The organism is Chloroflexota bacterium, assembly GCA_035652535.1.
GTDB lineage: Bacteria > Chloroflexota > UBA6077 > UBA6077 > SHYK01 > DASRDP01.
On record DASRDP010000142.1, the window covers coordinates 1 to 22603 of the forward strand.

General features: G+C 67.4%; 17 protein-coding genes. 7 read left to right on the forward strand and 10 right to left on the reverse strand.

From position 1 onward, the window contains the following. Positions 1 to 286, reverse strand: a 286-nt coding sequence (locus VFC51_17565; GenBank protein ID HZT08835.1) for a hypothetical protein, incomplete at its 3' end; no start/stop codon positions are given. Between the two features lie 57 nt (positions 287 to 343). Between VFC51_17565 and VFC51_17570 the strand changes: the two genes are divergently transcribed. Then, a complete protein-coding gene (locus VFC51_17570; protein HZT08836.1) occupies positions 344 to 1987 on the forward strand; it encodes a Gfo/Idh/MocA family oxidoreductase in 1644 nt (547 codons plus the stop codon). A 219-nt stretch (positions 1988 to 2206) separates the two neighbouring features. On the opposite strand, the gene metH is transcribed toward VFC51_17570, so the two are convergent. The 5 genes from metH to VFC51_17595 all read right to left on the reverse strand — a co-directional run bounded on the left by metH (position 2207) and on the right by VFC51_17595 (position 9652). Continuing rightward, positions 2207 to 5677, reverse strand: coding sequence for a methionine synthase (gene metH, locus VFC51_17575; GenBank protein ID HZT08837.1), 3471 nt, complete (start codon positions 5675 to 5677; stop codon positions 2207 to 2209). 128 nt (positions 5678 to 5805) lie between these two features. After that, positions 5806 to 6222 (reverse strand): cupredoxin domain-containing protein, encoded by a 417-nt coding sequence (locus VFC51_17580; protein ID HZT08838.1) that lies wholly within the window; start codon positions 6220 to 6222, stop codon positions 5806 to 5808. Positions 6223 to 6274: 52 nt separating this feature from the next. Continuing rightward, the gene (locus VFC51_17585; GenBank protein ID HZT08839.1) at positions 6275 to 6955 is read right to left on the reverse strand and encodes a hypothetical protein; all 681 of its coding nucleotides are present in this window, start codon (positions 6953 to 6955) and stop codon (positions 6275 to 6277) included. A gap of 34 nt (positions 6956 to 6989) precedes the next feature. Continuing rightward, on the reverse strand, positions 6990 to 8621 hold the full coding sequence (locus tag VFC51_17590) for a hypothetical protein (protein HZT08840.1): 1632 nt from the start codon (positions 8619 to 8621) through the stop codon (positions 6990 to 6992). Positions 8622 to 8689: 68 nt separating this feature from the next. Beyond that, the gene (locus VFC51_17595; GenBank protein ID HZT08841.1) at positions 8690 to 9652 is read right to left on the reverse strand and encodes a hypothetical protein; all 963 of its coding nucleotides are present in this window, start codon (positions 9650 to 9652) and stop codon (positions 8690 to 8692) included. A 303-nt stretch (positions 9653 to 9955) separates the two neighbouring features. Here VFC51_17595 and VFC51_17600 point away from each other — a divergent pair, with 303 nt between their 5' ends. Continuing rightward, the gene (locus tag VFC51_17600; GenBank protein HZT08842.1) at positions 9956 to 11740 is read left to right on the forward strand and encodes a peptide ABC transporter substrate-binding protein; all 1785 of its coding nucleotides are present in this window, start codon (positions 9956 to 9958) and stop codon (positions 11738 to 11740) included. 4 nt (positions 11741 to 11744) lie between these two features. On the opposite strand, the gene VFC51_17605 is transcribed toward VFC51_17600, so the two are convergent. Further along, positions 11745 to 13517 (reverse strand): ABC transporter substrate-binding protein, encoded by a 1773-nt coding sequence (locus VFC51_17605; GenBank protein ID HZT08843.1) that lies wholly within the window; start codon positions 13515 to 13517, stop codon positions 11745 to 11747. 158 nt (positions 13518 to 13675) lie between these two features. Here VFC51_17605 and VFC51_17610 point away from each other — a divergent pair, with 158 nt between their 5' ends. The 3 genes from VFC51_17610 (at position 13676) to VFC51_17620 (ending at position 16822) form a co-directional block, all read left to right on the forward strand. Further along, positions 13676 to 14611 (forward strand): amidohydrolase family protein, encoded by a 936-nt coding sequence (locus VFC51_17610; GenBank protein HZT08844.1) that lies wholly within the window; start codon positions 13676 to 13678, stop codon positions 14609 to 14611. 257 nt (positions 14612 to 14868) lie between these two features. Then, complete coding sequence (locus tag VFC51_17615) at positions 14869 to 16194, forward strand: fibronectin type III domain-containing protein (GenBank protein HZT08845.1); 1326 nt, start codon at positions 14869 to 14871, stop codon at positions 16192 to 16194. 124 nt (positions 16195 to 16318) lie between these two features. After that, positions 16319 to 16822: a DinB family protein gene (locus VFC51_17620; GenBank protein ID HZT08846.1), complete on the forward strand. Its 504-nt coding sequence runs from the start codon at positions 16319 to 16321 to the stop codon at positions 16820 to 16822. A 143-nt stretch (positions 16823 to 16965) separates the two neighbouring features. Here VFC51_17620 and mutM read toward each other — a convergent pair whose 3' ends face one another. Both mutM and VFC51_17630 read right to left on the reverse strand, forming a co-directional pair. Further along, complete coding sequence (gene mutM, locus VFC51_17625) at positions 16966 to 17934, reverse strand: bifunctional DNA-formamidopyrimidine glycosylase/DNA-(apurinic or apyrimidinic site) lyase (protein HZT08847.1); 969 nt, start codon at positions 17932 to 17934, stop codon at positions 16966 to 16968. 68 nt (positions 17935 to 18002) lie between these two features. Beyond that, complete coding sequence (locus VFC51_17630; GenBank protein HZT08848.1) at positions 18003 to 19133, reverse strand: prolyl oligopeptidase family serine peptidase; 1131 nt, start codon at positions 19131 to 19133, stop codon at positions 18003 to 18005. A gap of 295 nt (positions 19134 to 19428) precedes the next feature. Between VFC51_17630 and VFC51_17635 the strand changes: the two genes are divergently transcribed. Next, positions 19429 to 20889 (forward strand): UbiD family decarboxylase, encoded by a 1461-nt coding sequence (locus VFC51_17635; protein ID HZT08849.1) that lies wholly within the window; start codon positions 19429 to 19431, stop codon positions 20887 to 20889. A gap of 408 nt (positions 20890 to 21297) precedes the next feature. Then, the gene (locus VFC51_17640) at positions 21298 to 21963 is read left to right on the forward strand and encodes a nucleotidyltransferase family protein (GenBank protein ID HZT08850.1); all 666 of its coding nucleotides are present in this window, start codon (positions 21298 to 21300) and stop codon (positions 21961 to 21963) included. On the opposite strand, the gene VFC51_17645 is transcribed toward VFC51_17640, so the two are convergent. Beyond that, a partial coding sequence (locus tag VFC51_17645) for a 2-dehydropantoate 2-reductase (GenBank protein ID HZT08851.1) occupies positions 21936 to 22603 on the reverse strand: 668 nt, incomplete at its 5' end. The genes VFC51_17640 and VFC51_17645 overlap by 28 nt on opposite strands.

The window sequence follows — 22603 nt, forward strand, 5'->3', positions numbered from 1 at the left end:
TCGGCGGATCAAAGGGCCACCATTCCCGATAGCGCTCCATCCCCGCCCCCGATGCGAACTGCGCCGATTCATACAGCGCCGCGACGTACCGTGCATAGCGCTCCCGCCCGGGGTGTATAGGATCTGTCGGTCCCCGCACAGCCGCACGTTGACGTGTCGTTCCCGTGATGGTATAGACCATTCGCCCAGCACGTCGCCGCGCAGGAGCTGTCGCGAAGAAGGCGCCGATCGTGTTGACGAAGGAAGAGAACGAGCGCTCGACCCGCGTCGGGCCCGGACCATCCATGGGGAATCTCCTCCGCCGTTTCTGGAGGTGGAAGAAACGGGATGGGGGACGCGCCAGTTGGCGCTACGCCCGGTGGGCGATCAGACGTTCGTTCGCGCCTCGACGTTCATCGTGCCCAACGTCAACGTCGTCTCCACCACCGGCCCCGACGTCGGCGGCTACCATATGGGCTGGCACGTGCCCTTGAACGACACGCATAGCTGCCGGTACGCCATCGACTTCGGGCGCCACCGCCCCATCGATCGCCACGAGCACGAGCACTGGCTGACGACGGAGATCGGGCCCGACTATCGCACCATTCGCAATCGCGGCAACCGCTCGGATTCTCGGGCCTCGGGCCCGCGACCGAAGGTTGGCGCGCGTTCGCGGAGCAGCAGATCCGCGAAGAGGAGCGCTGGGCAGCCCGAGCACTGGCAGCTGCGACAAGCGACTGAGCTCATCGTCCCGAACCTCTGCACGCCTGCCACCAACACCGCCAAGACAGGGGGAAGTGAAAAGAGCATGACTGCGAGCGCGCATCCACCTATTCGCGTGGGCATCCTCGGCCTCGGCGGCGCGGCGCGGGCGATGGTCCCGAAGTTCGCCAGGAACCCGCGCTTTAAGATCGCCGCCGGGGCGGACCTCGACGCGGAGATCCTCGCCCGTTTCAAGCGCGACTTTCCCGACGCGGAGACGTGGCAAACAGCGGAGGCCCTCTGCGAGAGCCGCAACGTCGACCTCGTCTACATCGGCACGCCGAACCGATTTCATCGGGAGCACGCGGTCAACGCCCTAAAGGCGGGGAAGCACGCGCTCGTGGAAAAGCCGATGGCCGTGTCCCTCGAGGATGCCGCGGCGATGGTCCAGGCGGCCGACGCGAGCAACACCTTGCTGGGTGTGAACGTCAAGCACAGCTTCGAGCCGCGAATCCAGGCCCTCCGAAAGTTCACGCAGAATGGCGACTTCGGCGCGCTGCGCATGATGCACCACTGGCGCTACCAGGACTGGCTCTACCGTCCGCGCACGCCCGAGGAGCTGACGCCCGAGTGGGGCGGCGGCATCCTGTGGCGCCAGGGCGGCCACCAGCTCGACCTGCTCCGCACCATCGGGCTGGGGATGATGCGGAGCGTGCGCGGCTCCGCCCAGGTGTGGGACGCGAGTCGTCGAGTGCCTGGCGTCCACTCCGCCTACTTCGAGTTCGAGAGCGGCGCGATCGGCACGTGCGTCTACAGCGGCCAGGATCACTATGAGTCGAGCGAGCTGGTCCACGGGTTCAAGTCCGGAGAGCTGATCGATCCCAGCGTCTACGCGGAGGCGCGGCGCGACCTGCGCAGCCACGGGAACAGCGTGGAGTGGGAGACGGCAGCCGCGCGGGATGAGCGGTACGGTGGGGACCGACGCGAGGGCGGCCGGGTTTCAACCGGTGGCTGGATCCTCGGCGGGCCACTCCTCGTCAGCTACGACCACGCGGACGTCAAACTCTCATCCAATGGCCTCATGGTCTACGGCGATGAGAAGCAATGGGAGATCCCGATGACCGGCCCGGAAGACGGACGCGACGGCCGCCTGAACGCCTTCGCCGACGCCATTGAGACCGGACGGCCGCTGGAGTGCGACGGCCGCTGGGGCATGGCCACCGTGGAAGTGCTGCTGGCCATCGAGCAATCCGGCCGTGAGCGCCGCGAGATGTTTCTCGAACACCAGGTCGCCTATCCGGCTTAGAGGTTGGGAGCGCCGTCGACGGGCTGTTTTCCTTACACCGCATTCTTGCGCATCGCGGGTTCCTCAAATGGCATCCGGCGATACTGATCGGGAACCCAGCGTCGAGGCCCGACGAGGAATACCGGCACGTCGATTCCTTCTCTCAGCGAATCGCATGGAAACGTGCCGGATTCAAATGCTTTGCCCCATCGACCCTGCGGGTCGATGGGGCTTGGATCGTCACGCGTTGAAGTACTTGGCGTCCGGGTGGTGGCACACGATGGCGCTCGTGGATTGTTCGGGATCGATCTGCCAGTTCTCGGTCAGCTCGCAGCCGATCCGTCCCGGCTCCAAGAGCCGGAAGAGCTTCGCCTGGTCAGCCATATCGGGGCACGCCGGGTAGCCGAAGCTATACCGCCCGCCCCGGAACTTCTGCTGGAAGAGCTCGCGCAGCGTGGGCGCGTCCTCGGAATCGATAGCCAGCTCCTGGCGCATGCGCTGATGCCAGAGCTCCGCCAGCGCCTCCGCGCACGCGACCCCGAGCCCGTGGAGATACAGGTACTCGGTATACGCGTTGGAGGCGAACAGCGCCTGCGCGCGCTCGGTCGGCTCGCGGCCCATGGTCACGCAGAAGGCGCCGAGAACGTCGCGCTCGCCGGCCTCCAGCGGGAGGAAGAAGTCCGCGATGCACAGCCCGCGGCCCGATTGCTGTCGGGGAAAGGTGAACCGCTCCACCTCCCGCTCCGGGTCAGCGGGATCGAAGACGATCAGATCGTCGCCACGGGAATTGACGGGGAAGTATCCGTAGACCACCGCGGGATTGAGCAGGCGCTCCTCCTGCGCCTGGGCGCAGAGCCGCTTGAAGATCGGCTCCGCCTCGTCGGCGAGCAGCCGCTCGAAGGACGCCGCGTCCAGGCTCCCCTGCTTGAAGCCCCATTGCCCGCGATAGAGGGCCGTCTTGTCGACGTACGCGTAGATCCGCTGGACCGGCACGTCGCGGACGACGCGGGTGCCCAAGAACGGCGGCTTCGGGATCGTGGGCGCCGGCGCGATGCGCGAGCGCCGAGCCGCCGCCGGCGCCGTTGTCGTAGCGCGGGCGGCGGCCCGCTCGATGCCTTGCGCACGCCTCGTCACGCGACCATCGATCTCTGCGTCCACCTCGGCCAGCCGGCCCTCTGCGATGGCCTGCATGATGTGCAGCCCCTCGAAGGCATCCTTCCCGTAGTACAGGCGCCCCTCGTAGGTGTTGCGCAGCTCCGTCTCGGCGTACGGCCGGGTGAGGGCCGCCCCGCCGACGAGCACGGGGACCGTGATCCCACGCGCGTTCAGCTCTTCCAGATTCTCCTTCATCACGCCAACAGACTTGACCAGCAGGCCGGACATGCCGATCGCGTCCGCCTCGTGCTCGATCCACGCGTCGATGATGTTGGAAATGGGCTGCTTGATCCCCAGGTTGATCACCCGGTAGCCGTTGTTGGTGAGAATGATGTCGACAAGGTTCTTGCCGATGTCGTGGACGTCACCCTTGACGGTGGCGAGCACGAGCTTCCCGCGCACCTGTCCCTCGACGCGCTCCATGTGCGGCTCCAAGTAGCCAACCGCCTGTTTCATCACCTCCGCGCTCTGCAGCACGAAGGGGAGCTGCATCTGGCCGGAGCCGAACAGCTCGCCGACAATTTTCATCCCGCCCAGCAGATGGTCGTTGATGATCTCTAACGCCGTGTAGCGCTCCAGCGCCTCGTCGAGGTGCTTCTCCAGATCGCGCTTCTCGCCGTCGACGATGTGGTTGCGCAGCATCTCCTCGACGGTCAGGTTCTCCATCGCCACCCGCTGCCGGGGCCCGGCGTCGTCGGGGAAGAGCCCAATGAACGAGAGCAGGGGATCGTATCCCTCCCGGCGGCGGTCGTAGATGAGGTCAAGCGCCGCCTCCCACTGCTCGTCCGGGATCCGGTGGCGCGGCCGGATGCCCGACGGGTGCAGGATGGCGGCGGTGAGCCCGCGCTCGCGCGCCTCGTGCAGGAACACGCTGTTCAGGACCTGGCGCGCCTCCGGCTTGAGCCCGAAGCTCACGTTCGAGAGTCCGAGGAGCAGGCCGCACTCGGGAAATCGTTCCGCGATGAGCCGGATCCCGTCCAGCGTCTCGAGCCCCAGCCGCCGGTCGTCATCGTTGCCGGTACAGATCGTGAACGTCAGCGGATCGAACAGGATGTCCGTCGGAGCGATGCCGTACGTCTCGGTGCACCGCTGGTACAGTCGCTCTGCGATAGCGAGCTTCCGATCCGCCGTCTTCGCCATCCCCTCCTCGTCGATGGTGAGGCCGATGACGGCCGCGCCGAACCGCTTGACGAGCGGGCACACGTCCTGGAGCCGCTTTTCCCCGTCCTCGAAGTTGATGGAGTTCACGATGCACTTGCCGCCGCTCAGCTTCAGCCCGGCTTCGAGCACGTCCGCCTGGGTCGAGTCCAGCACCAGCGGCACGGACACCTGCTGGACGTATCGACTGACGACCTCCCGCATGTCGGCGACTCCGTCGCGCCCGACGTAGTCGACACAGACGTCGAGCACGTGCGCGCCGCTGCGCACCTCGCTCCGCGCCCAGCTCACCAAGCCATCCCACTCCTCGGCGGCCAGCATCTCGCGGAAGCGCTTCGAGCCGTTGGCGTTCGTCCGCTCGCCGATGCTGAGCACGCTGCTCTCCTGGCGGAGGTCCACCGCGCTGTACAGGCTGGCGATCTGGGAGAGCACCTCCGGATTGCGCTCGCGGGGCGCGCGCGTCCCGATCGCTTCGACCACGGCTCGGACGTGCTCCGGCGTCGTGCCGCAACATCCGCCGACGATATTCACGCCGTCCTCCTCGACGAACTGCCGGGCGGCCGTCGCGAGACCCTGGGGCGTGAGGGGGAACAGGGTCTCGCCGTTCTCGATGATGGGGAGTCCGGCGTTCGGAACGACGGATATCAGCTTCCGCGAATGGTGGCTCAGGTACCGGACGTGTTCTGCCATCTCTCGCGGGCCGGTGGCGCAGTTGAGTCCGATGCCGACGATGGGCAGCGGGTCCAACGCCGCGAGGGCGGCGGCGATGTCGCTGCCCAGCAGCATCGTGCCGGTTGCCTCGACCGTCACTTGAACGAAGATCGGGACCCGCCGGTCCGTGTCCCAGATGCCCAGCTCGCGCTGCACGTCCGTCGCGGCCGCCACCGCGCACTTGCACTGGAGGAGGTCCTGCGCCGTCTCGATGAGCAGCCCGTCGATCCCGCCCCGCGGATCGAGAAGCCCGCGTACCTGCTCGGCGTAGCTGGCGAGCATCGCATCCCACGAGATCTGGCCGAGGGTCACGAGCTTGGTGCCCGGTCCAATCGCGCCCAGGACGAATCGCGGTTTCCCGGGCGTTGTGTACGCGCGCGCCGCCTCGCGCGCGATCTCCACCGCCCGTCGGTTCAGCTCGCGCGCGCGGGCCGCGATGCCGAACTCCGCGAGCACGTGCGGCATGGCGCCGAAGGTGTTCGTCTCGATGATGTCGCACCCCGCCGCGAGATAGGCGCGGTGCAGCCCGTCGATGATGTCTGGCCGCGTGGAAACGAGGATCTCGCAGCAATTCTCCAGGCCGGCGTAGTCGCCGAGGGGGAGATTGGACGCGTGGATCCCCGTGCCCATCGCGCCGTCCAGCACGAGGACGCGGGAACGGAGGGTCTCCAGGAGTGGGTTCGTCATGCGGCTCTCACGTGCGTCTAGTCATCATAGCAGGCGGCAGGCGGCCGCAATCCGACGCCATCGATCGGGTGACGCAAAGCGAAAACGGCGCGAGCAGCGCCGAAAATTCGCTCGGTCGAAGCTGCTCGCTACGGATTGACCGTGAGGGTGCCGATCATCCCGGCTTCACGATGAGCGGGAAGGGTGCACACGATCGAATAGGCGCCAGGGGCGAGCGTCAAATCGAGCGTCGCCGTGGAACGGGGGGCGAAGTTAGCGACGCTTCCCAGAATGTCACCACCGGGCGTCTCTACGGCGAAGTTGTGGTCGATGATGCCGCGATTCGTTACCGAGAAGGAAACGGCGCCATTGCCGACGGTGATATCGGCGGGATCGAACTTGAAGTCCGACGCCGTCACCACGACGAGCTGCGCCGGGGCGTCTGCCTGTGTTGCGCCGGCCGCGCCATCCGTATCGTCATCGGCGAGGGCGGAGAAGACGGTCAGCGTCGCGACTACGGCGCCGGCGAGCGCAAAGCGCGCCGCCAGGACGAGAGATCGGATCATGCACCACGTCCTTCGGGAGGCGGGGGCGGTTCGCCCCCGCCACATCCCAAAACTAGTCGACGATCTGGGGGTATACGCTGCCCCACGTCGCGGGACGGAGGGCCGCCGAACGTCCATCCGATGTGGAGACGTTCACCGCATACTCCACCGGACCGAGCGGGTAGTCGGGGGGAATGTTCCAGACCGCCACCCAGGTCCACGGTGAATCCGGCGCGGCCTCGCCGGGCGGCGCGCGCTGGTCGAACCGCGCCGGGATCTGCGAACCGTCGGGCAGCGAGATGGAAACCGTCGCACCGTCCCGATCGGTCACCCGGCGGCCGGTCGCCATGTCGTAGACCTCGAACCGCCAGACGAGCTTCATCCCTCGCTTGAAGACGCCGTCCAGCACGCAGCCGGGCGCGGTGAAGAGCCCGTAGGCGCTGGGACCCGTGGCGATCACATCCATGTACATGGTGAACGGACCCACGGGCTGCGAGTAGAGATCCGGCAGCGGCGGCTTCTCGCCAGTGCTCGGCGGCGGCCCACCTGGTGGTACCGCCGGCCCGGGTATGACCGAGATCAGCGGGACCGGACCGGTATTTTCCTGTGACGCGCTCGGCTGGGACTCAGTCGATTGGCCGTCGGCATCCTGCGCGTGGGCAGGGCCGGCCCAGCCGAAAACGAGCCCGACACCCAACAGGGCGCCAAGCAGGAGCGCGAGGTTGCTATGCGCGGGGGATCGCGGAATCCTCATGGTCGCTTCCTCCTCTTTCAGGCGATCAGACGCGTCAGAGTATCGTGATGGCGATACGAATGGCTGGCAATCGGTAGCCCAGCTCCAGCGCGGGAAAGTCTTCAGCGTAGGTGAGAACAGGCGCCCAGTACCAGGCCTTCGCGTCATGACCCGTATACACCATCGGGTATAGATCGATGAGATGTGTGCCCGGCCCGCCCGTCGCCAGGACCTGCATGACGACGTCGCCATCGCTGTTGAAGCCGCACGCATAGCCGATGTGCGAATTGTCGTAGGTCACGGCGAACCCGTTGTCCAACTCCGTCCAGCCCAGACCCTTTACGTGCACGGTCACCGTGTCGCCGGCGTGCACCTGACGGTGCGACACCTCGGCGAGGCTGCGCTCGACGAAGTACGGCGCCTCCGCCACGACGGCGTCGTTCTGCGCCATCTTCAATACGTGCCACCCGCCCAGATCGTCCGGCACGGTGATCGACACCGTCAGCGCCCCGTCGTCGCCGGCCGTGGCGGGCGGCAAGGGAATATCGGCGAGGCTCCACCCGCTCGGCGTGACTCGGTTGCCGCGCGCCGTGACCCACCACATCTGCACGTCCGCACCGGGGGCGAGGCCCGTGGCCACGAGCGTCGGCGTGGAGAGGATCGGACCTCGCGCCGGTCGAAGTTCCGCCCCGACACCGGGCTTCGGCGGGTTGACCGCGGCTGTCCGCGGGGCATCGGGGCCCAGCTCAGCGACGCGGGAAGGATCTGGCCAGTCCATCTGGTCGGGCGGCATTCCCCCATCCCCCGTCACGCGAAAGGGGAGGCGAATGTCCTCGTGGTCGGGCAGGTGCGCGTACACGAAGTCGTAGGGAGACTGAGCGATGTTCAGATACGCTGGGACCGTGCCTGCGTTTAGCACCACGTACTGATCACCAACCGGCCCCGCGGCGCGAATTCGGGCCGCCGCCGTGCCGTGTGTCGTCGTCGCGGTGAGGACACCGGTGTAGGCATTGTTCCAGCGCACCGCGAGCGTGCTCCCGGAGAAGAGCTTGGCCGCCATGCCGGTCACTCGGATCGTAATGGGGGTGCCGATGGGTCCCTCGGTCGGCGAGAGCGAGGCGCTGAGCTGGATCCGGAACCCGCCGCGCGCCACGTCCGCTCCGTCGACGACCGCGTATATGGAGTGGACTTCGCCAAAATCCTCGGGGGCGACGAACGTGGCAGACGCCCGGCCCCCTTCGTCGGCAACCGATTGCCCGAGTGACACCCGTCGATCGACGAATGCGCGATGGAGATATTCCACCGTTTCGGAGCTGGGGTTCGTGTCGTACGTGCCGTCCCAGGTCAGCCATTCCCAGCCGACGACGGCGCCCGGGGGCAGGCCATCGGTTGCAACGGTGAAGCTCGTCCCGACGACGCCGCGGTCGGGCTCGACGCGGACGACCCCGAGGGGCGCCGTCGCCGTCTGGCCGGGCGCCTCCGTCGATTCCGCGGCAATGGCCAGCGGCGTCGCCGGCGCCTGGCCCAGAAGCCCGCTGCCGCCCGCGATGGACCCGGCGAGGAGACAGCGCGACAGCGTACGCGCACAGCCGGCGAGGATCATAGCGGCTCCTTCATAACCGATACGGCGCCACCGATCACGCGCGTATTCCTCCTGCTGCTTGACGTAGCACGCGCTGGCGCGCACGGCGATCGCTCCGTCGGGACGCCGTAGTCTACGGGTCTGCCCTGGGGCACATCAAGGCGATGGGTCGGCTATACAGGAGCCGCGGCCAGATCGTCCGGCATGCTGGATGCCTCGCCGCCGGTCGTCGCCCAGCCGCGTCCTTGTGCAAGGACGAGGCCGAGCGCCGCAAGGTCGAAGACGATGTCCCAGAGGTATCGGTCGAGGTGAAAGGGGTGACCCGGTGGAAAGAGTCTCCAGATAGGCATCCACGCCCAGCTCGCGATCGCCAGGTATGCGTACTGTCGACTGGATCGAGGAATCAGAAACAGCACGACCTGGTCGTAGAAATCCAGCCATTGGGGGACGCACGCGAAGACGAACAACAGCCTCGCGGTCGGCAGCTTGCGATAGAGCAGGGCCACCGGCAGAAGCCATCCAGGAAACACCAGGATCGGCGGGACGTGCGAACCTTCCCCGACGTTCACGAGCCACTCGCCGAACCACTGAGGAAACCAGACGATGCTCAGAACAGCGGTCGCGGCAACCGCCGCTGCGAGCACGGCGATCGCCTTCCTGGATGGAAAGCCGGCAAGGATCGAAAGGCCCAGGGTCGGCTTCATCAGCAAGAGAAATGACAGCTCGGGAATCAAACCCGCGGCCGTCACCACGATGGACCACTGTCCGATGCTTGCCGCCCAGAGGTAGGGGAGGCTCAAGAACGTCACGAGCGGCGCGAGCCCTCGACGCGTGAGGCCGAAAGCCAGCAGCCCAGAGGAGATGCCGATGAAGACCGCTGCCCCCCAAATATGCGGGAGCGGGACGAAGGCCATGCCGACAAACAGCGCCGGCAACGGATAGAAGAGCGGCGCCTCCCAGGCGCCCAGGTGCAGATCGTTGTAGGGGTCGACCCCGCTGAGGAGGTCTCGCGCTCCGCCAACCGCCCAGGCGAAATCCCACTCGCCACGGCCGCCTGTTGACAGGCGATAGAAGCTAAAGAGCGTCGCAGCGATACCGATCCCGCCGGCGATCACCACCCGCGATTGAATCGACAATGGGCCGGGCTTCGCAAAATCGATCGATGCATGGGGTCGTGGGACGAGCGATGGAATTCGGCCGAAGATCGACAGCGTTCGCGAAGCATCCTCCCGGCACTGGCGGGCAACCCGCAGGCGTGCCCGGCCCAGTGTAGCAGGGATCGACGCGGCGGGCTGGAACGCCTCCGCGGAATCGGTCACAATGGCGCGAGTCGCCCGGCGCGATCGCCCACCCGCTACCGGTTCGCTTATGGTGGCGCACTCGCCCGTTCGCGCCGGCCCGACTTCGAGAGAGGAGGCCGTGTGGGGATGTGGACGGTGATGAACCAGACAGGAGCGCCGAGCGCGAACGATACCTGGCGGACGTCGGCGCCCTCCGGGCCGGAGCGCCCGCGGATGCAGCGCCACCGGCCGCTTCGCCGCCGTGTTCCCGTCTGGCTGGCCGTCACCATGCTTGCGCTGGCCGCGTGCGCCCCGGCCGCCCAGGCGCCGCAGTCCGCCGTGCGCGCCGGTGGCCCTGCGGCCTCCGCCGTACCTCAGCGCGCCCTCGTGATCGCCTATCCGCGCGAGCCGGTCGCCCTCGAGCCGAGCCTCCTCCCGCAGAACCGCGAAGAATCCGCGCTGGCCAGCGCATTCCTCGCATACTTCACGCCTCAGCAGCAAGCCGCTCCCTACCTCGCCGAGGAGCTGCCCTCGGTGGACAAGGGAACGTGGAAAATCTTCTCCGACGGCACGATGGAGACCACCTACAAGCTGCGCTCGAACGCGCGGTGGCACGATGGAGAGCCTTTGACGGCCGACGACTTCGTGTTCGCCCACACCGTTCGGATGGACCCGGCGTATCCGGCCGTCAACTCACCGCTCGAGCGACGGATGAGCGAGGTCCGCGCCGTCGACGACCATACCCTCGTCATGGAGTGGAAGGACGCGTACATGTGGGCAGGCATGATCCCGCTGCCCTATTTCTCGCCCATGCCTCGCCACAAGCTCGAGTCCCTCTACACCGAGGACATAGACCAGTTCATTACCGGCAGCCACTGGCGCAACGATTTCGTCGGGGCCGGCCCGTATCGTGTCGAGCGATGGGATCCGGGAGTGGAGATCGTGTTCGCGGCGCACCCGGACTTCTTTCTGGGCAAGCCCCACATCCCGGAAATCCACCTCAAGTTCATCACCGACGCCAACACGGTCGTCGCGACGCTCCTGGGAGGCGCCGCGGACGTCGCCTTCAATCTCACCATTGGCTTCCCGCAGGCGCAGGCGCTCGAGCAAGCCAACTGGAACGGAAAGATTGAGTACTGGGAGGGGAATCCACGCATTATCGAGTTCCAATCGCGGGATTGGGGTGATACCCAGCGCGCCGTCTTCGACGTGCGCGTGCGCCGAGCGGCCCTCCATGCCATCGATCGGCAGGGTATCGTGGACGCGATCTTCGCCGGCCACGGCCACGTCCAGCACTTCTGGTTACCGCCCAGCGATCCCGCGTTCCCCGCCGTCGACCACGCCGTGACCAAGTACGAGTACGATCCCGGCCGGGCCGAGGCCCTTCTCCGAGAGGCAGGCTGGACGAAGGGGCCGGATGGCATCGCACGCAACGCGGCCGGCGAGCCGCTCGACATGCCGATGCTGAACCAGCCGACGGAGGTGGAGCAGCAGGAGGCGGCGATTGTCGTCGACGAATGGAAAGACGTCGGGATCGGCAGCGAGATCCGACGCCTCGCCACGTCTGAACTCCGCAACGGCGAGCTACGCAGCAAATTCCGCGCCGTCGCCTATAGCCAACGGTCGATGACGCTCGAGAACATGGTATGGGTGACCCCGAATCTGTCCGGTCCGGAAAATCGCTGGAACGGCCAGGATCGAAACGGCTATACCAACCCACAGCTCGACGACCTGTGGGGACGGATGTTGGGGAGCATCGACCCGCACGAGCGAGAAGGACTCCTCATCGACGCCCTCAAAGTCATGACCGACGACGCCGCGGTGACCCCGACCCACATTCAGCCCGCGCCCACCGCGTACAGCGCCGGCCTGTCCGGCCCGAAGGAGCCGTCGGCGGTCGGCACCGCCACCCTGTGGAACGTGTGGGAGTGGCAGTGGCAGTAGGGCCTTAGCCCTGAATATCCCACTCGTGGGCGTTGCGCGAGTAGGTCCCGTAGGCGCGCCCGGCGTCCGAGCCGCCAGCAAAGTCATCCTGGAACGCCGTTACGCCCTTGCGCGCGAAGACCGCGTGCGGCTCGTAGTACAGGATGAGGAGCGGAAGTTCGTCGAGCATCAGGTCCTGGATCTCCTTCATCGCCTCGCCCCGGTCTTCCTCGCGCAGGGACGAGCGGTAGCGCGTAACCAGCGCCTCGTACTGGTCCGACGACCAGTGCCCGCGATTGTTGCCGGCGTACCGATTGGCCGGCCGCGGCTGCTCGCTTAACTCGAGCCGCGTGAGGATCGAGTCCTGGCTCCCGCGCGCGGTGATCTCGCCGCCCGGGAACTGCTGGCGATACTCGGTGTCACGAGCGCGCGCGGCGGGAATTACGAGCTGCTCCGGGTCGGCGCCGGCCTGCTTCCACATGTCGCCCAGGATCGCGAGCTTGCGCTCGGAGTCCGCCGTCGTGCGCAGCTCGAAGTGCATGCGGTCGCCCACCGCGTTGGTCAAGACCCCGTCCCCGCCCTTGTGCCAGCCCGCCGACTCGAAGGTCGCCGCCGATCGCGCTGCGTCGTACGGATAGCGCGTCTTCCAGCCATCCTTCACGTAGCTGAAGAGCGGATTGTCGGGCGGCAGGATGGCATAGGCCGCTGTGTTGGGAACCCCTTCGGTGACCGAGTCGGCGAACGAGTCGCGGTCGATCGCCATGATGAGCGCCTGTCGAACGCGCGGGTCCATCAGCACGGGTACGAAATTGGGAACGTTGGAATCGAACTGAATGCTGACAAACCACGTGTTGCCGGTCCCGAACCACACGGTGCCGCCGCCGTTCGCGTCCCACTGGCGCTTCAGCTCCAGGGCGCGGACCGTGTTCAACACCGTCTCGGTCCCCATGTCGATCCCGCCAGCCAGCGCGTTGGCCAGCGTGGTCCCGGAATCGGTGAACTGCTTCACAACGATCCGGTCCACCTTCGGCCGGCCGAGGAAATAGTCGTCCACCCGGTCGAACACGGCCTCGACCTGCGGCGTGAACTCCACGAGCTTGAATGGGCCCACGTGTACGTACTCGGACGTCCAATAGGGTTTCGCGTACCACGCCTGGGGGTCCTTCTGCTCCTCGATCATCGTCGCGTAGTCGGCCTCCAGGATGTGGGCTGGCAGCGGCCAGAGCGCGCGAAGGCCGATGGCGTCTGCCAGGTAATATGGCTGATTCCAGTGGATAACAAACGTCCGGTCGTCGGGCGCCTCCGCCGACCCCATGAGCCGCGCGGGTCCGGAGTCGATCATCTGAACGATCCCGCTCTTCGCGACCCGAAACGAGAACAGCAGGTCCTGCGCCGTCAACGGCGTTCCGTCCGCCCACTTCACGTCCGGCCGCAGCTTATAGGTCGAGATCATGCCTCCGTCGTCCGTCAGGCGGAGACCGCCGTTGTCGGTCGTTGGCTGCTCGGCGAGGAGCCGTGGGATGGGTCGTCCGGTCGTCTTGTCGGCGGTAAACATCGCCTGGGAATGGATCTCGATGATGCCCAGCCCACCGCCCGTGGTGGTGCTGCTCCCCGCGATCGAGAAAGCGTCGATGATGGTCGTGATGCCCATGGTAAGTACCTTGTGCGTGGCCTGCGCCTGCTGGCCCGCCTCGGTCCCCGAGGCGGCCGGGCGGGAGGGCACGGCCCCCGTACACGCGGCGACCGCCAGCGTTGCCAACCCGCAGACCATGGTCAAACGGCGGTTCGCCCGAGCCATGCGATCCCTCCAGGCATTCTCCTGTTCAATGCGGTGCCAGGGTAGCACCGAGCCCGGGGCGGGTCAATCAGGGGCGATCTGGCGCGATCAGGGGATTGCAGGAGAGCGGCGCCCTGGCAGCGCTGGACCGAACCGGTCTACACTCGGTGCGTATGACCGTGCTCATAGGTACGCGGGCGGCCCGCGTCATCGACTGCCACTGCCACCTCGGACCTTCGGACTGGAGCGCCCCGACCGCGCCGGCGTGCATGTTCGACTACGAGTCCGTCCTCGAGGAGCAGGCGCGCTGCGGCGTCGACGTCGCGGTGTTTGGCAACAATTGGATCCGGGTTCCGCCCGGGCTCTCCGCGCTCGAGGCTGCCCAGCGGTACAACGAGTTCGCGGCGGAGATGACGCACCGCTACCCTGGGCGCCTCCTCGGGCTCGCATCTGCCGTTCCGTTCGAAAGCGACGGCTTTCTACGCGAGACAGAGCGCGCCGTGCGCCAGCTCGGCCTCAAAGGGATTATGGTCAACTCCAGCGTCGCGGGCGAATATCTGGACTCCCCGCGCGCCGTTCCCTTCTTCGAGCTGGTGGCCCAGCTCGACGTGCCGGTCTTCGTTCACCCGCCGCGGGTCACCATCGGGGCCGAAAAGATGGAGATCTTTCGGCTGCCGGAGTTGGTGGGCCGTCCCTTTGACACGAGCCTGAGCCTGGCCCGCTTCATCCTGATGGGCGGCTTCGAGCGATTCCCCGCCCTCCGGCTCGTCCTGGCCCATATGGGCGGCGCGATCTCCCTCCTGCCAGGGCGGCTCGACTTCGGCTACGAGCTTCGCGGCGACCCCGCCTTCGGACCGTGGGAACCGGACGTCCTCAAGGCTCCGCCGTCGGAGTACATCCAGCGGCTCTACCTGGATACAATGGGCTTCCACCCACCGGCCGTCATGTGCTGCGTGGGAACCGTGGGGGCCGACCACGTGGTCCTCGGGACGGACTTCCCGCCAGTTCACGTCCCCGTGAGCCGCACCGTCGAACTGGTGCGCAACCTGCCCATCGCGCCCGAGGAGCGCGCCGCGATCCTCGGTGGGAACGCCGCTCGCCTGTTGGGAATCTAGTCTTCCGCAGCGGCCGCTCCGCTCATGGGTCGTCCTCCGCACGAGCTTCGGACCGCCCCTTGCCCAAACCATCGCGAACTTGTTCTCGATCTGCAACGCTGCGTTCACGCGCGGTTTACGGAACGACAGCCCGATGGATACGGCGCCGAACCATGATGACCGTGCACGACGAGCTAATTTGCCCTGTGGCCTTCGTCACGGGAGGTCAAGAGCGGCTCGTCCTGTCTAGTTCCCGAGGGGGCGAAGGAGGAAATATCATGCTCGAGGGAGGGCGGAGCAGTCTCGCCGCTCGTAGCCGACTCGTGATGGCCATCGCGCTGGCGATGACGTTCAATGCCCTGGGCGTGGCGACGGCGGAAGAGCCCAGCAACGAGACGGTGGCGCTGGTCCCGAATCCAGCATACGGAACAATCATCACCGATCCAGACGGTTGGTCCCTCTACACGTGGGACAACGACCAGATCACCGGCGAGAGCCGATGCATTGATGAGTGCGCCGTCGATTGGCCGCCCTACACCGTCGCGAGCGCTGAGGAGCTAATCCCGCCGGAAGGGCTCGGCGCAAGCCTCGGACTGATCGAGCGTGACGACGGAACCTGGCAGGTGACCCTCGACAACTGGCCCTTGTACTACTTTTCCGGCGACGTGAACCCCGGAGACATCAACGGCGACGGATCGATGGCCTTCGATGCCGAATGGCACGTGGCGACGGTCGCCGGCCCTGCGCTGGCCTTCACGCCGCCGCCGATTGCCGCCGCGCCACCCGTCCAGCCTCCAACGCCCCGCGCGTCGCCCGCGACCTCGCAGCTCGCGGCGACCCCCGCCCCCACCGGCCCGCCTGCGACGGCCACGCCGTTCCCGGCCAAGACAAACGTGGCCGCGCAGTCGCCCTTCTTCAGCTCAGCCGGCAGGGGCATTCCTCCCGTGGCGCAGGTAGCACCGCCCCCGCCCCCGCCGGCACCTGCACCTCCGCCGCCCCAGGCGAACTACCAGCCGATCGTCACGGCCCTCGTGCCCCCCAGCGGGAGCGTCGGCCTCCGCTGGCGGCCCGACCCGGCGGCGGTGACCTATCGCGTCTACGCGACCATCGCTTCCGCGCCCCAGAGCTTCGCGCAAGTCCAGACGATTCCGGTCACGCCTGGCGTCCTCGTCCGAAGCACGGTCGTGACGGGTCTGGCGCCGGGCACCGTGTACCTGCTCCAGGTGAGAGCTGTCGGCCCGACCGGCCTGGAGACCGTCGTGCCAGCGCGCCTGTCGCTAAGCATCGCCCCGAGCACGGGGGCGATCCCGTCTCCAACCAACCTGACGGTCGGCACCATCACGCCGACCACCGCCGTCCTCACCTGGACGCCCAGCGCGGGCGCCACGAGCTACCAGGTGCTCCAAGCGTCGACCCAGAACGGGCCGTTCACACCAGCGACCGTGATCAACCTCTCCATGACCGGGGCGACGGTCACGGGGTTGACGCCTTTTACCATCACCTACTTCGAGGTCGTGGCGACCGATGCCTTCGGCAACACGAGCCCGCCCTCCAACAAGGTGTACGTGCTCACCGGGCTGAACATCGGCGGACCCGTCCCGTGAGATGCGGCGCCCGCCGAGATCACGTGGAAGTGGCCGGGACGGACCCGGCCACTTCCGTTGTGTCGCCCGGACGGGCGAGGGCGTATCCTTCCCGGCACGTCAAGATTCGCCGATGGAGCCCTGTATGGACGCCGAAACCCTGCGCGAGCTGTTCCGCTACCACTTCTGGGTCAATGACCGCCTGCTTCAGCTCATCCCGAAGCTCACCGCGGAGCAGACACGCGAGCGATTCGGCGCCAGCTTCGACTCGATCCACGGCACCCTGGCGCACCTGGCGGCCGCTGAGACGGTCTGGCTCGCCCGCTGGCGGGGAACCTCCCCGGCGCACCTCCTGGGCGCTAACGACTTCCCCACCGTCGCGGAGGTCCAGGACCACTGGACGCGTGTCCGCGCCGACGTTCAGACGTTCCTGGATGGGGTGACTGACGCACAGCTCGCCGCGCCGCTTCGCTGGACGAACACCTCGGGCAACTCGTTCGAGCTGCCAATGTGGCAGACGATGATGCAGGTCGTGAACCACGGCACGCACCACCGAGCCGAGCTGTGCGACATGTTGACACGGTCCGGCTTCCCACCGCCGCCGACCGACATCATCGTGTACTTCGCCGAGCGCGCCGGCCAAATGTGACGCGGCATCCGCACGATGGAGCCCTGCGGGTGCGAATGGCTCCATCGTTTTGGACGACGCGATGCATCCAGGGCGAACGGGTCGGGACGGCCGTCATCGCCCCGGGTCATCCTGAGCGACGGGAACGATCTCTTCGGCGGTAGTCATCCGGTCGGCGGCGACTGGCACGCGAGGCACACGGAGCTGCCCCGGCCCGCAGCCCGCACGAGCTGGATCGGCTCGCCGCAGCGTGGGCACGGCTCCTTGGCGCGGTGAAACACCTGCAGGTGGCGGCTGTTCCCACCCGGCCGCCCGTACAGGTCCTTATAGTCGCGAAACGTCGTGCCCCGGCAATCAATGCTCTCGCGCACGAGCCGAACGATAGCGTCACGGATCGACGCCGCTTCGGCTTCGCTCAGGGTGTTGGCGCGCCGAGCGGGATGAACCATCGCCGCCCATAGCGCCTCGTCCACGTAGATGTTGCCGAGCCCGGCCACGACGGACTGATTCAGGAGGAGCGCCTTCACGAGCGCCGATCTTCGTGCCAGCTGGCCAGCCAGGTACTTCGCGGTGAAGGCCGGCCCCAGCGGCTCCGGCCCGAGGCGCGCGCACAGCGCAGCGATCTCCTCTCCGGACACCCAGCGCACTTCACCGAAGCCTCGATGGTCGCAGAGCCGCAGCTCCCGGCCATCGTCCAACAGGAGCGCAAGATGCAGATGCGCGTCCGGTGGGTCGGACGGCTGCTTCAGAAAGAGATTACCCGTCATTCCCCGGTGGATCAGGAGCGCGTCCCCATCCTCTGGGCAGCCCTGGCAGGCACCGTTTGGCGCCAGGATCGGGCGGTCAATAGCGTCGCCCTCGACAGCCCAAGGGCTATTGAATGTTGGGAAGCCATTGCGCGCGGCGGCCACGTTTCCTCCGCCGGTCGCGAGCCGCAGCAAGAGAAATTTGCCTCGACGGCCGATCGCCGCGACGAACCGGTGCTCGACGCGGCTCCGCAGCGTCTCCGCGTCCTGGCGGCCCAGCATCCTGGTCTGCGCCACTCGGACGCCTAAGATGCGCAGGCCGACGATCTCGCGCGCCAAATCGCGGCGCATCGTCTCGACTTCGGGCAGCTCCGCCACGTGGCGCACGTACCTCCAGGGGATGGCGCCGATATGGTACAGGCCCCGGCCCTGTCCCTCGATGGGGAGAACGGCGCTTACCCTGCACCCAGTCGCTTCGCCATCCAGTCGGCCAGGTAGTTCCGCCGGTCGTGGCGCTTGGTCCCATGCCCCACGCCGTCCACCATCTCGCGCTCGGCGCTCGTCGCTTCCTGATAGAGGCGCAGCGCACCGCGCGGGTCCATGATCCGATCGTCGTGACTGAACCCGATGCAGAGCGGGCACTCGATCTCCTTCGCGCGCCCTTCCAACGAGAACGCCCCGATCTTCTCCCGGGCATCGGCCAAGTTCTCGGCGCCGATGAGCCAGCGCAGCCGCTCTCGAATCGGCGGATAGTAGTCGAAGATGTCGTCGCGCAGATTGAAGGCCCCGCTCCACACGGCGACCGCTTTGATCCGCTTCTCGGCCGTGGCGCAGCGCGGCGCGGCGTAGCCGCCCATGCTGGAGCCATGGATCCCGATGCGCTCTGGATCGACGTCGGCGCGCGTGACGAGATAGTCGATGACCGCCTTCGCCACGCGCTCGCTGTCTGGCGGCGCATAGAGCTTCTTCAATCGCAGGCTGCCGCCATGGCCGGGCCCGTCGACGTCGATAAACGCCATGCCTCGGCGCAGGAACTGCGCGGCGCCGCCGCCTTCCCCCTCAGCGCCCCGGAGCAAGATGCCATCCGCGCCGGCGTAGTTGTAGACGACCGGCGCCCGGCCGCCGGCGACTCCCCGCGCGGGGTAGAAGAGCCCGTCCAGGACCTGTCCCTCGTAGGGGACCTGCACGCGCTCGAACGGAGGAGGGACCAGGCTCCACGCTTTGTCGAAGCACTCCCGCAGCTTGTCGTAGGTCGGAAGCATCCGTGGCTCGCTCTCCGGCATGAAGACCAGCGCCCGGCGGTAGAAGTCCGCCGCTCGCCGGTAGTACTCGTGCGCCGTTACCGCGCACTCGTCCGCTTCGAACGTGGCCGCCAGCTTCTCGTTCTCCTGCGCCACAGCCGTCCATTCGTCGTACCAGCTTGCTGGGTTGTATGGCTTGACCCGCCGCGCCACGCGCAGCACGTCCGGATCCGGATGGTTCGCGGACACGGTCATCCGGATCTCGAGCTGTCCCCCGCCCGGTAGCCCGCCGACGGAAAACAGTTCCTTCTCCCATTCCTCGCTCTGGCGAGCGACCATCTGCATACGTCTGCCTCCTCCTGCCGTCCGCCAGCGTCAGGCTCTGGCGTCCGGGTGGTTCCGCGCCGGTCCGTCGCGGATGGCGGATGCGATCCGCGTGTTCCAGGATATCGGAGATGAACCCGGCCCGCTTGACCAGCGTTCGGCGCAAGCCGCATAGTTGGGCTAGCAGGATGCGAGAAAGTGCGCGAAACGGTTCCTGGTGAGCTTGTCCACGCACGCCCCGCCCTTCGACAAGCTCAGCGCGAACGGCTAGTCGGGGTCCTGCCAGGCGCGCCAGCGCACATTCCTGGAGGATGCGATGACGTTCACTGACGTCCGGGCCTTCATCGACCGGGTTGAAGACCTTGGGGAGTTGAAAACCGTCCGTGGGGCGCACTGGGATCTGGAGATCGGCGGGATCACCGAGCTCGCCCAGCACCAGATCAACGGCCCGGCCGTGCTGTTCGACGACATTCCGGACTACCCATCCGGCTATCGCGTCTTCGTCAATAGCATGGGCTCCGCGAGCCGAACCGCGCTGGTTCTGGGCCTGCCCACCGGCCTCAGCATGCGCGAGCTGCTCCCCCTGTGGCGCGAGCGGTCGCGTGACGTCAGCCCCATCCCCATGAACTACGTCAAAGACGGTCCGGTGATGGAGAACGTCCTCGAGGGGGACACCATCGACATGTACAAGTTCCCGACGCCGAAGTGGCACGAGCTGGACGGCGGTCGCTACATCGGCACCGGCAGCTTCGACGTCACCTTCGACCCCGCCGGCGGCAACAACTGGATCAACCTCGGCTGCTACCGCGTGATGGTCGTCGGGAAAGACCGTCTCGGCTTCTACATCTCGCCGGGCAAGCACGGCCGCATCATGCGCGACAGCTACTTTGCGCGCGGCGAGCCGATGCCCGTCGTCATGTCGTTTGGTCACGACCCAACCCTGTTTATGGCCGCGTCGGTCGAGGTGCCGCCGGGCGTCTGCGAGTACGACTACGCGGGCGGAATCAAAGGCCAGCCCGTGGACGTGATCAAGGGCCCAATCACCGGCCTCCCCTTCCCCGCCGACGCGGAGATCGTCGTGGAGGGCTACGCGTACCCCAGCGACACGACGGAGGAGGGACCCTTCGGCGAGTGGACCGGCTACTACGCCTCGGACCATCGCGCGGAGCCGGTGCTGCAGGTCAAGGCGCTGTACCACCGCAATAATCCGGTGATCCTGGGCTCACCTCCGGGGAAGCCGCCGACGGAGTTGACCTCCTACCGCGGTCTGATGCGCTCGGCCCTCGTCTGGGAGCAGATCGAGAAGGCCGGCGTGCCCGATGTGACCGGCGTGTGGTGCCACGAGGCCGGCGGCGCGCGGCTCCTCGTCGCCGTCTCCATCCGCCAGCGCTACGGCGGTCATGCCCGACAGGCCGGCCACGTGGCCGCGATGTGCCACGCGGGCGCGTACCTCGGCCGCTACGTCGTCGTCGTGGACGACGACATCGAGGTGACCGACCTCAACGACGTCGTCTGGGCCATGTGCACGCGCGCCGAGCCGGAGGAATCGTTCGACCTGATCAAGCGCGCCTGGAGCGGCCCGCTGGACCCGCGGATCCCCAAGGCGCGGAAGGGCCTCAACTCGCGCTTCGTGATCGACGCGACCCGGCCGTTCGAGTGGCGCAGCGAGTTCCCGCCGGTCGCCGAGATGAGCCCGGAGATGCGCAAGCGGATCACCGAGAAGTGGGGCGAGCTGATCCTCGGCCCGCAGTCGCAGCGGCCGCGCGTCCTGGCGTAGCCCGGCCGACTTCCCCTGCGCGGGGACCGGCAGCTCGCGCCACGGATGGAGGTCGGCGAGGAATTCCGCGCATAGACGCCAACATCGAAAAAGTAGAATTTCGCGTGCGCAATCGTCGCTCGCCTCGCACGCCGGGCAAAGATCGGGAGCCTGAACGAGAGGAGCAGATCCTCCGGGACCTCGACGTACCCGGCGACCGTTCGTCGCGCGACCTGGCCTTCGCGGGCGACGTTGGCGAGTTCAAAACTCCGGCATGGGCAAAGCTCATCGCTTCCAGGAACCGGGTGAAGGCGCCGACGTTTCGCGCCCGCCCCTCGAGCCGCACCTCTTCGTCGATGTAGAGAGAGGCATACGGAGGACGGCATCCGGGTTCGGCGACGCGACGACGAGCGACCTTGTAATTCCAAATTGCGACGCAATACGGAAAGAGCGATTCCGGATCATCCTTCCATCGCCGCGGTCATCATTGCGAGCGGCTTCTCCCGGCGGATGGGTCGGTCGAAGCTGACGCTCGAGCTGGACGGCTCGACGTTTCTCGAACGCGCCATCCGCGCCTCCATCGGCGCCTCCGACATCGACCGACGCATCGTCGTCGTCCGGCCGGAGGACGCTGCGCTCGCGCACAGCCTCGCGGAGCGGCTCGTCCCGGCCGGCGACGCCCACCGCGCGCCCGCGGTCGAGGTCCTCCTCAATCCCGATGCCGCGCGAGGTCAGAGCGCCTCCGTGCGCCTGGCCGCGGAACGACTCGCCGCCGACCCGGCATGCGCGGCGGTCATCTACTCCGTCGTCGACCAGCCGTTCCTCGACGTCCGGGTCTACAATGCCCTCGTCGACGCCTGGAAGGCGCGGCGGGGCGAGATCCTCGTCTCGGCGTACGGCGGACAGCGCGGAAATCCGGTCCTCTTCGCGCGCCGCTTCTTTGACGAGCTGAGCCAGTTGACCGGCGACGTGGGCGGACGCGAGGTGATTCGCCGCCACCCGGAGGCCGTGGCCGAGGTGCCAATGCCCGATCCCGCAGCTGGGCGGGACATCGATACGTGGGAGGACTACGTCGCGGCCGGCGGCGGGCTCTGACCCTCCGCCAGCAGCTTCAGCGCGGTGAAGATGAAGCGGTTGACCGGCGCCTCGACGCCCGCCTGCCGCCCCAGCCGCGCCACGGCGCCGTTGAGCCATTCCGCCTCGAGACGGTTGCCGCGCTCCAGATCGACCAGCATCGACGGCTTCAGGGCAGCCCCGTAGGAGTCGGCGAGCGCGAGCTGCCGTGACACCACGTCGTCGGCCAGCCGCACCCCGCGCGCTCGGGCCACTGCCGCCACCTCGTTCATGCACGTGACGAAGAGATCCCGCGTGTCCGGATCCGCGAGGACGGGGCCCAGCGGCTGGCGCGTGAGGGTGCACACGCCGCTGAAGGCGCAGATGTACAGAAACTTCGTCCAGATGGCGCCGGCGATGTCGCGCGATAGCTCGGCGTTGATTCCGGCCCCTCGACACGCCGCCAGAAACCCCTGGGCTCGCGGCGATTCGCGCCCGTCCAGCTCGCCGAAGACGATCCGCGCCGTTTCGCCCCGCTGCTCGATCACGCCCGGGCTCGCGATCGTCGACGTGACGTACGCCAGCCCGCCGAGGACGTGCGTGCTCCCCAGGACGGTCGCCAGCACGTCCTCGTTCTCGACGCCGTTCTGGAAGGAGATCACCGCCGTTCCCTCCCCCACCA